The sequence below is a fragment of the Pseudomonas lalkuanensis genome (genome assembly GCF_008807375.1).
In the GTDB taxonomy this organism is placed as follows: Bacteria; Pseudomonadota; Gammaproteobacteria; order Pseudomonadales; family Pseudomonadaceae; genus Metapseudomonas; species Metapseudomonas lalkuanensis.
The window spans coordinates 2998385-3012256 of the sequence record NZ_CP043311.1 but is presented as its reverse complement, the minus strand read 5'-3'; the positions used below and the strand labels follow the sequence as shown (position 1 = coordinate 3012256).

The 13872-nt window shown below is 59.4% G+C and carries 12 protein-coding genes and 1 pseudogene; 8 read left to right on the top strand and 5 right to left on the bottom strand.

Translation table 11 applies throughout. From position 1 onward, the window contains the following. Positions 1-39 precede the first annotated feature (39 nt). Positions 40-942 carry a universal stress protein gene (locus FXN65_RS13950; RefSeq protein ID WP_151133762.1) on the top strand — a complete coding sequence of 301 codons (903 nt, stop codon included), beginning with the start codon at positions 40-42 and terminating at the stop codon, positions 940-942. A 58-nt stretch (positions 943-1000) separates the two neighbouring features. On the opposite strand, the gene FXN65_RS27900 is transcribed toward FXN65_RS13950, so the two are convergent. Beyond that, positions 1001-1168, bottom strand: coding sequence for a hypothetical protein (locus tag FXN65_RS27900; protein WP_178119331.1), 168 nt, complete (start codon positions 1166-1168; stop codon positions 1001-1003). Between the two features lie 119 nt (positions 1169-1287). Between FXN65_RS27900 and FXN65_RS13945 the strand changes: the two genes are divergently transcribed. After that, the gene (locus FXN65_RS13945) at positions 1288-2646 is read left to right on the top strand and encodes an MBL fold metallo-hydrolase RNA specificity domain-containing protein (RefSeq protein WP_151133761.1); all 1359 of its coding nucleotides are present in this window, start codon (positions 1288-1290) and stop codon (positions 2644-2646) included. A gap of 90 nt (positions 2647-2736) precedes the next feature. Here the strand turns inward: FXN65_RS13945 and FXN65_RS13940 are convergent, their stop codons facing one another. Then, the gene (locus FXN65_RS13940) at positions 2737-3696 is read right to left on the bottom strand and encodes a 1-phosphofructokinase family hexose kinase (protein ID WP_151133760.1); all 960 of its coding nucleotides are present in this window, start codon (positions 3694-3696) and stop codon (positions 2737-2739) included. Positions 3697-3965: 269 nt separating this feature from the next. Next, positions 3966-4112 carry a hypothetical protein gene (locus FXN65_RS27895; RefSeq protein ID WP_178119330.1) on the bottom strand — a complete coding sequence of 49 codons (147 nt, stop codon included), beginning with the start codon at positions 4110-4112 and terminating at the stop codon, positions 3966-3968. A 1177-nt stretch (positions 4113-5289) separates the two neighbouring features. Between FXN65_RS27895 and FXN65_RS13930 the strand changes: the two are divergent. Further along, positions 5290-5937 (top strand): annotated as a pseudogene (locus FXN65_RS13930) (malate dehydrogenase); the annotation flags it as partial. Positions 5938-6067: 130 nt separating this feature from the next. Beyond that, entirely contained in the window at positions 6068-6256 is a 189-nt protein-coding gene (locus FXN65_RS13925) for a ribbon-helix-helix protein, CopG family (RefSeq protein WP_044872443.1), read from the top strand. A gap of 41 nt (positions 6257-6297) precedes the next feature. On the opposite strand, the gene FXN65_RS13920 is transcribed toward FXN65_RS13925, so the two are convergent. Then, on the bottom strand, positions 6298-7956 hold the full coding sequence (locus FXN65_RS13920; RefSeq protein ID WP_151133758.1) for a SulP family inorganic anion transporter: 1659 nt from the start codon (positions 7954-7956) through the stop codon (positions 6298-6300). Between the two features lie 166 nt (positions 7957-8122). On the opposite strand from FXN65_RS13920, the gene FXN65_RS13915 reads away from it, so the two are divergent. Together FXN65_RS13915 and FXN65_RS13910 are read left to right on the top strand one after the other, a co-directional pair. Next, positions 8123-8353, top strand: a complete 231-nt coding sequence (locus FXN65_RS13915) for a hypothetical protein (protein WP_069084309.1) — start codon at positions 8123-8125, stop codon at positions 8351-8353. A gap of 215 nt (positions 8354-8568) precedes the next feature. After that, on the top strand, positions 8569-8925 hold the full coding sequence (locus tag FXN65_RS13910) for a YkgJ family cysteine cluster protein (RefSeq protein WP_151133757.1): 357 nt from the start codon (positions 8569-8571) through the stop codon (positions 8923-8925). A 510-nt stretch (positions 8926-9435) separates the two neighbouring features. On the opposite strand, the gene FXN65_RS13905 is transcribed toward FXN65_RS13910, so the two are convergent. After that, positions 9436-10191 carry an SDR family NAD(P)-dependent oxidoreductase gene (locus tag FXN65_RS13905; protein ID WP_151133756.1) on the bottom strand — a complete coding sequence of 252 codons (756 nt, stop codon included), beginning with the start codon at positions 10189-10191 and terminating at the stop codon, positions 9436-9438. A 139-nt stretch (positions 10192-10330) separates the two neighbouring features. On the opposite strand from FXN65_RS13905, the gene FXN65_RS13900 reads away from it, so the two are divergent. After that, a complete protein-coding gene (locus FXN65_RS13900; RefSeq protein WP_151138804.1) occupies positions 10331-11203 on the top strand; it encodes an AraC family transcriptional regulator in 873 nt (290 codons plus the stop codon). A 523-nt stretch (positions 11204-11726) separates the two neighbouring features. After that, a complete protein-coding gene (locus tag FXN65_RS13895) occupies positions 11727-13520 on the top strand; it encodes a response regulator (protein WP_151133755.1) in 1794 nt (597 codons plus the stop codon). Positions 13521-13872: the final 352 nt, after the last annotated feature.

The following is a 13872-nucleotide window of genomic DNA, read 5'->3' as shown; positions in this document are numbered from 1 at the left end:
CGCAGTAGCCTGTGTTGCCACAACATGTGGAGGTGCTTTATGAGCCCGATGCAAAGACTGTTGCTGATTGCCCATCCCGACCAGTGCCATTCCCCGGCCCTACAGCGTGCGGCCGCGCTGGCCCTTGCTGGCGACTCGGCACTCCATGTCGCGGCATTCATGGAGCCCTTCTCGAACTTCGACTTGCTGGACCACAAGACCCAGGAGCTCACCCGCGAAGGCCTGCTGCTCGAGCAGCGCCGCCGCTGGGAGGACGAAGCCAATGCGCTTCGCGCGCGGGGCGTGAAAATTACCACCTCGGTCGAATGGACGACTGATCGCCAGGGAGAAATGATTCGGTACATTCTTGAGATGCAACCTGACTTGGTCGTCAAGGACATCCAGCGCGAGCCGGCGCTCAAGCGTGCCTTTGTGACGCCGTTTGATTGGTACCTGCTGCGAGAGTGTCCGGCGCCATTGCATCTGGTGGGGGAAGCGCGGCATCCGTTGCCACACAAGATCGTTGCGGCAGTCGATCCAATGGATGTGGATGCCCAAAACAGTGGCGTGAACGAGAAGCTGATCTCGACAGCCACCGGCCTGGCGCTGCAGTGCAATGCGGAGCTGCATTTGTTGTACATCTATGACTGCCTGCCCGCGTACCAGAGCTACAAATGCGAGGTCAATAAGTCTTGGCCGGATCTGGTTGAAGAATTGCGCAATGCCCTGCACCAGTCATTTGTGAGCCTGGCCGACCGCTTTGGTGTACCCGAGGAACGTCGTCACTTCCTGATGGGGTCACCACTTCGTGGTATTGCTGACTTTGCGCGCGACGAGGTGATCGATGTCGTCGTGATGGGGCGAGTGCACCGCAGGGTTGTAGACAGGCTGATCGGCAGCACGACCGAACACACGCTATATCAGGTTCCCAGCAGTATCCTGGCGGTTCGAGCTGACGAATGACTTCGGCATGTGCCTTCAGGGGAAAAGGCCCTCACCACGCTACCGCTGCCTTCGCTCTCTACATGGTGGCGTCCGCTCTGTCGACAAGTGCTTCCACAGTCAGCCCATTGCGGGGAAAGAGGCTGATACCGGTGCTGATGATATTTGCGCTTCGGCCGGTGATCACTATGGCTTTCGCTGCTGCTTCCAATGCACTCACCAACAGTTGTTGGTCCAGCTCATTCATTGGAGCCTCCGCCTTCGATCGGGAATTCTCATTCGTGTGGACGCAGTAATCCGGTGTTCAGCTATACCACCTGATCAGGACCAGTCCGCTTCTGCGTCCGGGATCGACAGGAGAACACAATGCGACTGACTTTCCTTGGTGCAGCCGGCACAGTCACTGGCAGCAAGTATTTGGTCGAACACGGGGACAGACGCGTACTGATCGACTGCGGACTATTCCAGGGCTACAAGCAATTGCGATTGCGCAATTGGGAGCACTTTCCGCTACCGGTCGAAAACCTGGATGCCATCGTCTTGACCCATGCCCACCTCGACCACAGTGGATACCTGCCGGTACTGGTGCGGGATGGTTATCGGGGGCCGGTCTATGCAACGCCGGCGACCTGCGAGCTGGCACGGATTCTCTTGCTGGACAGTGGTCGGCTCCAGGAGGAAGAGGCCGAGTATGCCAACCGGCATGCCTATTCCAAGCACCATCCGGCCAAACCGCTATACACCGAAGCGGACGCGGAGCGTGCCCTGAAACTGTTCCATCCGATCGACTTGCACAATCCGCAAGATATCCTGCCCGGGATCCGTCTTAACCTGCGCACGGCCGGACACATCCTTGGTGCGGCGACGGTGGAGCTGGACGTGGCGGGAGTCAAATTGGTTTGTTCCGGGGATTTGGGACGGATGCACGACCCGGTGATGCAGGCGCCTGAAACCATTGAGAGGGCTGACTACCTACTGGTGGAGTCAACCTATGGAGATCGCCGGCATGCCCCTGAGTCAGTGGAAACGCAGTTGGCAGAAGTGATCAACCGGACGGCGATGCGTCAGGGCATCACGCTGGTACCGTCCTTTGCCGTGGGGCGTGCACAGTTATTGATGTACCACCTCTATCGCCTCAAAGAGCAGAAGCTCATTCCCGACTTGCCAATCTTCCTCAACAGTCCCATGGCAACCGATGCCACAGTCCTGTACCACCGGTTTCGCCAGGAGCACCGGTTGACGGAAGCCGAGTGCGAGGGGACCTGCAAGGTGGCCCACATTGTCCGATCGGTCGAGGAATCGAAGCAGTTGGATGAGTTCCGCAAGCCCGCGGTCATCATTGCTGCAAGCGGGATGGCGACAGGTGGGCGCGTGCTGTACCACCTCAAGTCCCTGGCGCCGAATCCGCGCAATACCCTGTTGTTCTCGGGCTTCCAGGCTGGTGGCACGCGCGGGTCGTTGATAGTCAATGGCGCCGAAACCGTGCGTATGCATGGCCAGGAAGTGCCGATCCGGGCCGAAGTCGTGCAAGTCGAAAATCTTTCCGCTCACGCTGATGCGGACGAGATCCTGCAATGGCTACGAGGTTTCAAGGTTCCCCCCAAACACACCTATGTGGTGCACGGCGAACCTATGGCGGCGGATGTGCTGCGCAGGCGAATCAGCGTGGAGCTGGGATGGTCGGTTTCGGTGCCAGAGCACCGCGACCGAGTAGAGTTGAACTAGCGCAGAAGCGGCGAAAGACATAATGACGACTTTCAAGGCAGCATCTGTTGCTGCGCAATAGGAGAAGCTACCGGCAAGTCCTGCATACGACTAGGTCGGTTCCGTGGGGGAGGGATTGCCGGTCAGCCAGCTGTAAAGTCGCTCCGTATCCTCACGCCGGGACAGCCTGCTGCCTTCTGCCATGATTGCTGCGGTGCCAGCCGCCACGCCGTAGCGCGCCGCCTCCTGCCAGCATGCTCCTGACGCACGTTTGAGTACCATCCCCGCGAGCAGGCTATCCCCGGCGCCGACCGTGCTGCGACGTGGTACGGTCGGCGCCGGAATGCGTTCGCAGACTTCGGCGGTCACCAGCAACGCACCCTGCGCGCCAAGCGATACCAGCACCGCTTCCGTGCGTTTCGCTGCCACCAGGTCCCAGGCTACCTGGGTCAGATGTTCAGGTCCTGCGATGGGCTCCCCTGCCATGGCAGCGAGTTCATCCAGGTTGGGCTTGATCAGCAGCAGGCCGCCGCAATCCAGCATCTGGCGTAGCGCATTGCCCGTGCTGTCCACCACACAGCGGCTACCGCGCTGCTGTGCACTTTTCAGCAGGCGCGGCAGGAAATCCGTCGCCAATTCCTCGGGCAGGCTGCCGCTAATGACCAGGAATTCCGCTGGGGGCAGCGTTTCCAGGGTCGACAGTAGTGCTGCCTGCTCTTGGGAAGAGAGCGGGTTGCCGGGAAGGACGAATCGGTATTGCTGGTCGTCGGCCTGGTTGGTGAGGTTGATGCATTCACGGGTCCAGCCAGCCACCGGCACCGCCTGGCAAGGAATACCCTCGGCTTCCAGTAGTTCGAGAAGGTGTGCGCCAGTGGTACCCCCGACCGGAAACAGCGCTAGCGCCTCACCGCCGAGCCGCCGAATCGTCCGCGCCACATTGATCCCGCCACCCCCTGGCGTGTAAACCGGTGGAGCGCACCGTAGCTTTTCATGGGGGTACAGGTGCGGTACAGAGGTGCTCACGTCCAGCGCGGGATTCAGAGTGAGGGTGAGGATGCGGTGGGCGGCCACAGTGGAAACCTCGTGCTGCGAGACTCGATCGCCTGATTTGAGCGTAGGTGATTCCCGGACACCGAAAATCGAACAATGCCGGCCCATACTTGAACAAAGAAAACGGGTACCGGTGTTGGAACTTGCGACCGCTGCTATTGACCGAAAGGTTCAAACAGAAGGGGAAAGATTCACCCGAGCGCAGCAACTTGATATTCAGGCGGCAGGTATCAAGCTGCAATAAGCACGACACTCTCCTTTGGCACGGAGGCGCATTCAAACTCCTGCAACTACCCCCGGTATTTCCGGGCACAGGCCAGATAGAAGCCCACTCGCTTCCTGGCATCAGTATCGTTCAATCCCAAGCGATGGTAGATGATCGCTTCATGTCCGGAAATCCGGGCGAGCTGAATGTAGACTGCCACCAGGCTTTTCATGATCTCGGTCCCTCCAGTGTTTGCTGGAAACCCGGCATCAGGTTCCGTACAAAAATACTTGCATCGTCGATGCTGTTTCAGTGGCGCTCGACTTTTGGTTCGCCGGCTTTTCGTACAACCCTTAGCGACTAAGTTATCTTCTCGCCTCCCAAGATTTTTGCGCTTGATCAAGTTTTGCCCGAGTCGTGCACGGAGCCCTGGATGGTGTTAGCGCGCAAGTGTGGTATTCGCATCTTGGCCGACGTCTGTCCGAGTAATAGGGTCGGTAGTGAAGGGTGGATCTTGTTGCAACGGCTGCCGGCAAACGTGTCGAAGCAGCGAGTGGTACGACCAAACTCCTTCACCGCGTCAGAACGCGTCAATGCCGCCGCACTGGCGGAGCAGTTGGCCAAACTCGTAAGCCCCAAACGCCGCGGCACTTCCGACCGTGAAATGGGTGCGCGCTTTTTTGGCCTCAGGCTGATCATCTGGGCGAGGAGGGCGTCTATCGCACCCAACGTGAAGCGAGCCAGCAAACAGCCACTTTGCTGCGCAGTGCTTCAAGCGTCAGGGGCGGGTTAAGGGCCACATTCGCCTGGCACGTTGGCTGCCTCAATGCGCAGTAACCCACAACAGTGGTAATTGAATCTCCGGCTTGGGACCGGGAACTCAGCCACAGTGAAGGCAAAGCAAGGGGAGGGGGGCAACCTTAGTAGGCGGCACGTCTGGAAGATGCTGCATCCTGCACAAGCAGTGGCATTCGATTGCCTGCAGACAGGCGGCACTGAATCAGCTTCATCGCCAAGGGCCTCCATGAACAAATGAGCATAGCCCGTTTGCAAACGTGGAAGCCGGATAGGGGGTTGGCGAATCAGGGGCTCAGGATACTCATGAGCATCGATGGCATAACATCTGGTTCAACAGTGCGGGTCGTTTCGCTAAGTGTTGCGCCCTTTGGACGCCTTCGCGCAGCGTCGCTACAGCACCTCCCGCTGTTTCTCGATTGACGAGGCCGTTGCACCCCAAATGGCCTGCGCTGTTGCAGATGTTTTGTAACAGATTCAGGGCGCCGTTACCCTCTGTCTCCAGGGGGGGTAGGGCGCTCGTCTCCCAAATAGGCTCCTTGTCATTCGCGCTGCGCCAGCTGTGGCTTTCTTGCCCATGCTTTGGCGGGACATGGGCTGCTAACTTCAGCTGTATCGATACCGTGGAGCGGATCGCCGGCACCTTCGGCGGGATCAACCTGGAAGACATCAAGGCACCCGAATGCTTCGAGATCGAGCAGGTGCTGATCGAGCAATACGACATCCCGGTGTTCCATGACGACAGCATGGCACTGCAATCGTGACCGCCGCGGGAATGCTGAATGCCTTGGAGATCCAGGGCAAATGGACGCCATGCAGGACGCCGATGTGTTCGTCGGGCTGTCCGGGGCCAACCTACTGACGTCGGAGGCGCTGCAGGCCATGGCACCCAAGCCGATCGTGTTCGTCTGCTCGAACCCCGATCCGGAGATCAAGCCTGAACTGGAAAAGGCGACTCGCGACGATCTGATCCTGGCGACCGGCCGTTCATCTTCCGCGGCGCCTTGGATATTCGCGCTTCGCAGTTCAACGAGGCGGTGAAAGTCGCCGCCGTGGAAGCTCTGCGTCAGTTGGCCAAGGAACCGATGTCGGGGGACGTGTTGCGCGCGTTCAACATCGATCGCTTGGCGTTCGGGTCGGACTACATCCTGCCGAAGCCGCTGGACGCTCGACTGCTTGGCGCGGTGGCTGGGGTGGTTGCCCAGGCGGCAGTGGCCTCCGGAGTCGCGCGGCGGCCTTACCCTGCCCATTACCCACTGTGACCGACCAGGGATCGGGTTCCAGGACAGGGCCCGATCCGCCTTGCCCCCCCAATGGCGCCTGCGGTGACAGTCCCGGACCCGTTAATTATAATTTGATTAACATCTGACGCCTGGAATGAGCCGATACTCTATGGAAAGCAAGACCGCCCGCCTCACTGTTCTCATCGATCCGCACAAGAAGAAAGCGTTCGAAGAACTGTGCGCCGCGCAAGACCTGACGCCGTCGCAGGTGGTGCGACAACTGATCCGGGATTACCTGGACCAGCATGGCGTCACCTATGCGACCAAGAGCACGTTGGCGGCCAACGCCAAATCTTGACGCCCGGTGAGCCTTGACCGTCAGCGGGCCACGGGCCCGCTCTAGGGCGGGGGAGGTGCTTCTGGCACCTCATCCGTCGCCAGCGCGGCGGCGAATTCGGCGTGGTAATGCGCCGGTCCCAGGGTCTGCAGGATCCCCGCTTTGTCGAGCTTGCTGAGCACCTTGCGGTTCGCTTCGCAGAGCTTCACTACGATCTGCCGCTTGTGCAGCTGCTGAATGACTTCCTCCAGCGTCTGCAGGCCGGTGATGTCCATGAACGGCACCCGCTTCAGGCGAATCACCAATAGGCTCGGATCGGTGTGAGTCTGCGCCAGGACCTGTTCGAAGGTTTCCGCCGCACCAAAGAACAGCGGCCCTTCGATCGTATACACCAGCACCCCCGGTGGTAGCCGGAGCTGGCCATTGGCGCGCAGTTCACTGGCCAACTCCTCCTCGACGACCTGTTGCACTTCGACCGACGAGGCCATGCGGCGCATGAACTGCAGCATGGCCAGAATGACGCCGATGTTCACCGCGATCACCAGATCGCTGAACACGGTCAGGCCGAAGGTAATCAGCAGGATGGCCACGTCGGCCCGCGGCGCGCGCTGCACCATGCGCTGGAAGTGTTTCAGCTCACTCATGTTGTAGGCGACGACGAACAGGATCGCGGCCAGGGCGCAGAGCGGAATGTTCGAGGCCAGCGGCGCCAGGAACAGAAGGATCAGCACCAGGGTCAGGGCATGGGTCACGCCGGCCAGCGGCCCGGTGGCGCCGTTGCGGATATTGGTGGCAGTACGGGCGATGGCGCCGGTGGCGGCGAACCCACCGAACAGTGGGACGGCCAGATTGGCGATGCCCTGGCCGATCAGTTCCTGATTGGAGTCGTGCTTGGTGCCGGCCATGCCATCGGCGACTACGGCGGACAGCAACGACTCGATGGCGCCTAGCATGGCGATGGCGAAAGCCGGACCGATCAGCTCGATCATCCGCGACAGGGTGATCTCCGGCCAATCCAGGTCGGGCAGCCCCTGGGGAATGCCGCCGAAGGCACTGCCGATGGTGGCGACCCCCTCGAAGTGGAACAGCGACTGGACTGCCGTGGCGAACACCATCGCCGCCAGCGGCCCGGGTACGCGCGTCAGACCGGGAAGCCTGGGTGCCGCGATGACCAGGGCGAGACTGGCCGCCGCGAGCAGGGTGGTGGCGACATGCAGGCCCGGCAGCGCCTGCAGCAGGTGCCAGAGCTTCTCGTGGAAGTGTCCACCACCGACCTTGGGCAGGCCGAAAAAGTCCTGCCACTGCCCGACCCAGATGATTACCCCGATCCCGGCGGTGAAGCCGACGATCACCGGATCGGGGATGAATTTGATGATTGCGCCGAGACGGGTGACGCCGAGGAGCAGCAGGATGGCGCCAGCCATCAAGGTGGCGAGCTGCAGGCCATCCACGCCGTATTGGGCGGTGACACCCGCGAGTATCACGATGAAGGCACCGGTCGGTCCGGCAATCTGCAGACGGCTGCCGCCCAGCAGGGAAACCAGCAATCCGCCAATGATCGCGGTGTAAATGCCCTGCTCGGGCTTGACTCCGGAGGCGATGGCGAACGCCATGGCCAGGGGTAGCGCCACGACGCCGACGACCACGCCGGACACCAAGTTGCGCACCCAGTGTTCCCGCCCGAACAACCCGGCCTTCCACGCTTCGCGTAAGGCAATCATGACTGGACCCTTAATCGGACTATGTGCATAGCATTATCATGCAGTGATAATATTAAATGCCCAGACGCCGTGGAACCAGCGGGAAGACCAGCCTAGGGCGATTCAGTGCAGCCAGCCGGGTCGTTGAGTAGAAATGTGCGAGCGCGAACGTAGCGTGGTGACTTGAATGAAGCGAACTGATGTGAAGGCCCGGCACGCCGAAGGCGTATTCTTTGACACCCATGTGATCGTGAACCCGACCAACACCAAAGAGTGGATCGTGTTCTTCAAGAAGAACGCCGGTCGAAGTTTTTTTCTGGTCGATGACAACGAGGAGGTCGAGTCGTTTGCACATCTGGACGACTTGATTCACGAACTTCGCGACCTAGGGATCAAGAGCGCAGAGATCCATTTTTAAACCGCAGGCAGATACAGAGGCACCGTCATGTCAGTGAAAGTCGAGCATCTGACCAGTCAGAGTGAAGAGTTATGGACGGTCCGCTTTGGTGTCCGCCGGGTGCAGTTTCGCAATGAGCGTTGCGCCAAGGATTTTGCAACCAAGCTCAAGGAGCGGATCGAGGCGCCTCATAGCTATCCGCGGAGGGCGAGCACTGGCACAGGTTGGCCAATCACGTGAGCTGTACGACCAGTCGAAAGATCGACCAGTTGCGTCGGCAGATTCCGGCGTTCTCCTGCGTGCCCGGGTGCCACGATTGCTGCGGGCCGGTGACCGCGTCGTCCGAGGAAATGTCACGACTCCCCGTAAAAAGCAACGCCGAGCATGACGCAGCTCTGGCGCAATGGAACTGCGTGCATCTCGGTACGCAAGGCTGCGAAGCCTATGAGCAGCGCCCATTAATCTGCCGCCTATTCGGGACCACCCCGAGCTTGCCATGCCCGCGCGGTCGTGGACCGGAAACGCCGACGGAGGCGCATGTTGAACGCCAGGTGCATGAGCTGATTGCGAGCACCCGCCAAGTGTTGGTTTAGTCGGCCTGCGCGAGGAGCATTGTGCGGTAGTAGCCACGGCACGATGCCCGCAGCGGGCGACATCGCGGTGCCATGGGATAGTGCCCGGCTATGTCTCTTGACGAGAAAGCCTATATCGCTAGATATGAAAAGATAGCGAGCGCCCTCCGAAGAGAAGCCCAATCCTGAGTCGAAGTGGGGTTTTCTGCCCGACCAGCTTCCCTTGCTCCAAGGTTGATGGCTGTACGTGGCATTGGTGTTCATGGCTGGTCCTTCGCGTTTAGGGGAGGACAAGGGTGGATCAGCCAAAGTCCACGACCAGTAACCGACCCGAAGCTGCCGGTGGGAACCGGCAGAAATCGGCCAAAAGCAGCCTAAATGAGGCTGTCCCCTTATCTCTCTGGCAGTAGGCGATGGTTCAACCGCAGTGCCGAGCGGCTCCATGCTCTGCTCGCGTCTTGCGCTCAGCAGCAGGGTGCCACTCGGGCACCCTGCCAAGGGCTTCGCGCTAGTATGTGCGCGCCTGGCAGCTCAGATCGCCTGGCCGCCGGAGACCTCGATACGCTGGGCATTAATCCAACGATTCTGCTCGCCGAGCAGGCTGGCGATCATCGGGCCGATATCGTCTGGCACGCCAACGCGGCCGAGCGCCGTCATGTCCGCGAACACCTTGTTCAGATCCGGCATATCGCGCACTGCACCGCCCAGAAAATCAGTCTCGATTGCTCCCGGTGCCACAGTGTTGACCGCAATACCCCGGCTGCCCAGTTCCTTGGCCATGTACAGGCTTAGTACCTCCACCGCGCCCTTGACCGCCGAGTAGGCGGAGAAGCCGGGATAGGAGACGCGCGTCAGCCCCGAAGAGATGTTGACGATACGACCTCCATCGGCCAACAACGGCAGCAATGCCTGGGTGAGGAAGAACACCCCTTTGAAATGCACGTTCACCAAAGCATCGAATTGCGCTTCGGAGGTTTCGGCAATCGAGGCCATGTCCCCGTGGCCGGCGTTGTTGACCAGATGATCGAAGTTTTCACGCTGCCAGGTCTCGCGCAACGCCTGGTGCAGGCGCTGCATGAAGGCAGGGAAGGTGGTGACGTTGCCGGCGTCCAATTGCAGCGCGACAGCCTTACGCCCCAGCGCTTCGACTTCGGCTACCACGGCCAGTGCGGCGTCGGCCTGACGGTGATAGGTGACAACCACATCGCTACCCTGACGCGCGATACTCAGGGCGGTGTTACGGCCGAGGCCACGGCTGGAACCGGTTACGATAGCGATCTTGGTCATGGTAAAAATCCTCTGCTTCGTGAAGGGGATTTCATTCTGTGATCTACGCGGTAATCCCGTCCTTACCGGAACCTCGAAGCTTTTTGCCTATTTCTCCAATGGTGAGCTACGTGCCCAAGTTCAGCCTGAGGAAGCACCGATGAGCGCAGCCCTGCTGAAGGTCGTTCGCGAGTATCTGGATAGACATGTCGGCCCCAATGGCCTTGCCCAAACCCCAATTTCCGGCTTGACCATCATCCGTACGCATGAACCCAGTGGGCTGGATTACGCCATTACCCGGCCTCTCGCCTGTCTCGTCCTGCAAGGCCGCAAGCAGGTGATGATGGGAACTCAGACCTTTACCTTCAGCGCGGGCGATTCCCTGCTGATCACCGCCGATGTACCGACGGTCAGTCAGATTGTTCAGGCGAGTCCCGAGGTTCCGTACATCTCGCTGGTGATCGATCTGAATCCCGCCTTGCTCACCGAGTTAATGGAGGAAATGAAGTCCGCTCCGAGCCCTGAGGCGGCACCGATAAAGATCGAACCGACGGACACTGAGGTCGTTGAAGCGGCGCTGCGGCTGATGCGCTTGCTGGATCGCCCGGCTTCAGCGACGGTGCTGCATGCCTCGTTGATGCGCGAGCTGCACTACTGGTTGCTTGCTGGGCGGCATGGTTCGGCAATCAGTCGTCTGGGCTGGCCGGACGGCCATGCGCAGCGTATCGCGCGGGCAGTGACGGTGCTGCGTAGCGAGTTCAATCGCCCCTTGCCGGTGGAACATCTGGCCTCCGTAGCCGGCATGAGCACATCCTCATTCCATCATCATTTCCGCAAGCACACGTCGCTTACGCCGCTGCAGTTTCAGAAGCAGCTACGGTTGATCGAGGCGCGTCGCCTGATGATCGGGGAGGGGGCCTCGTCCAGTACCGCGGCATTCACCGTAGGCTATGAAAGCGTGTCGCAGTTCAATCGCGAATACCGCCGCCTATTCGGCATGCCACCGGGCCGGCATACGGCTGGCGCTTGCTGACCACGGCAGCCCCCGCTCCCTTTGCTGCCTCTTTTCGCGATGGAGCCAGAGGCGCCGAAATTCGACCATCTGCGGCCATCGCTATTGAGTGGTTGTCCAACGGCCGCAGGATGCTGTTCTGCATCTTCAGCCCAGTAGTGCACTCAGCGCCGCTTTTCCGGCATCTGGTATCAAGTGCCACATTCCGGAGGCCAATATCGGTTGCCGAGCTAATCGCCTCGGGGGAAAAGAGGATAGGATTATTTAGAGGTCAGACTGACCGCTCCTGGCCGTTAGTGGACTTCGCTCAATGTCTGTTACCGCCACCATGTTGGGGTGTTGATTACTTGTTTCCTTCCACAGCGGACGCCTGCTCAGGCTGGCCCAATTGCAGATAGTCGATGTGCGGCGCTTGGCAGCACCGCGGTGCTTAAAACAAAAGCGGCAATTTGCATCAAGGTAGCTAGCGATGCGAGAGCAGACACGCGAGGATCCCAGGCAAATATTCTAGTCTTACGGCCAGGGATATGTCGGAGGGAAGCCGATGAGCACGGTCATGATCGTAGACGAGCATCCGATTGCCAGGCATGCATTACGGCTGCTACTCGAATCGGAAGGACACATTATCGTCGCTGAAGCGAGCAACGGTACTGAGACATTGGAAATCGCACGACGGCTTCGGCCGAATCTGCTCCTGCTAGAGCTCTCGATTCCCGGACTGGGAGGTCTAGAAGTCATTCAGCGTTTGACAAGGCAAGCCCCTGAAGTGCGAGTCTTGGTAGTTACCGAGCAAAGTACCGAGTATTTTGCCGCCCGCAGTCACGAAGCCGGAGCTTTCGGCTTTATCAGCAAGCAGACTGACTTGCAACAGGTTGGCATGGCGGTAAAGGCTCTGCTGAACGGGCACACCTATTTTCCGCGCGATACCGTCCTCGCGGTGTCTCATGTACAGGCCACTAAAATTGAGGACAACCCGTTGAAGGCGTTGTCGGCACGCGAGTTGACGGTATTGCAGATGCTCGCCAAGGGGATGACTAACAACGTCATCGGGGAGCGCCTGCTGCTGAGTGAGAAGACCATCAGCACCTACAAGACACGGGTCATGCACAAGCTGCGGGCGGGTTCGATGCTGGAGCTGTTCGATATCGCGAGGCGCTATGGGTTGGTGGAAACAACCGCATTCAGCGACGAAGCCCCGAGGTCGCCATTGCTGGACGAAGCGCGCCAGCGGGAGCTTGATCTGATGCATGAAATGATCGATGCGCTTCCGCACGCACTGTGCGTGCGTGATGTCGAGGGGCGCCTGATCACCTGCAACAACCGCTATCTGGAGCAGCATGGGCTCAAGCTCGAAGATGTCGTCGGCCGGCGGATGTATGAAACTCAGGAGTGGCCGGAGGAGCATGCCCGTTTTATCCATGAACGACTGGTGGCCGAGACGCTAAAGGGGCAGCCTTACTCCGCGGACGTCGTGCTGAAAATCCAGGGTAAAAATCGGGTGCTTCGGCACTGGGGTAAGCCATACAGGGATAGTGCAGGCAATCTGCTTGGTCTGATTTGCGGCAACGTGGACATTACTGACCGGGACGATGTGCTGCTCGACCTGAGGGATAGCAGCGCAAGACTAGAGGCGATAATGCAAGCCAAGGAGCGTTTCATGGAATGGGTGACCGATGAAATGGCTGCTCCGCTCAACAATATTGCCGCCATGCTCGATCTTGCCAGCGGGGCGTTGGAGCCGGCGAAGCAAGCCGAGGCAATTGCCATCGCGCATTCCGCGACGCAGGTAATGCAGGAGCTGCTCGGAGACTTCCGGAGTTATCTGCGCCTGGAGGCGGGCAAGCACGTCCTGAGGCCAGAGCCACTGGACATCACGGAGTTAACCCGAAAGATCGTTGATGAATTCCAGGCATCTGCTCAGGCGCGAGGGCTCAGTCTGCAGCTCGACATGGCCGGCAGCCTGCAGACAAGTGTCTGGCTTGACCCCCATGCGTTTACCCGTATAACCCAGGCTCTGCTCAGCAATGCATTGAGGTTCACGGACCGGGGTGGAGTTTCGGTGGAGCTCCGCTGTATCGGACTTGGCCAGGGCCTTATCAAGGTTGCGCTGATGGTGCGTGATACCGGGATTGGCGTTCCGGAAGAGGACCAGGGGCGCATGTTCGAAGCATTCAGTCAGCGGCTGGACGACCTGGGTATTCGTCGTGGTGGCAGTGGCATTGGTTTGGCCATCTGCAAGCGTCTGGTGGAACGAATGAACGGCAATATTGAGTTGATCAGTAGTCCCGGGGAAGGAACGTGTGTCTCTACGAACCTGATGTTGCCGGCAGTGAAGTAGCCTGGAACCTGCGCGCATTGGATTGGTTGAAGCCGTCAGCAGTTTCCAATTATTGAATAAGACCATTCCGCTACGGCTTGAGCGATAATTTTCTTATATTGAGAAGCCTATTTCGCTCTCATGTGACAGTAGTATTCGGTGTTTCTTTCAAGGATCTGGTGCTGTGCGCATATCTAGGTCCTTTAGTCTCGCACGTCCAAACAGATACGCCTCGCTTCCAGGCTTCCTACTCTCCAGTGACCGCCATGCTCGGTGTTTCAACCAGGGTTCTGGTGTTGTGTTCCTATCCAGGCCGTTTGCTCATCCATGGTGGATACCCAGTGGATTTCTCTGCCTGGGCTCATTTGTGCCT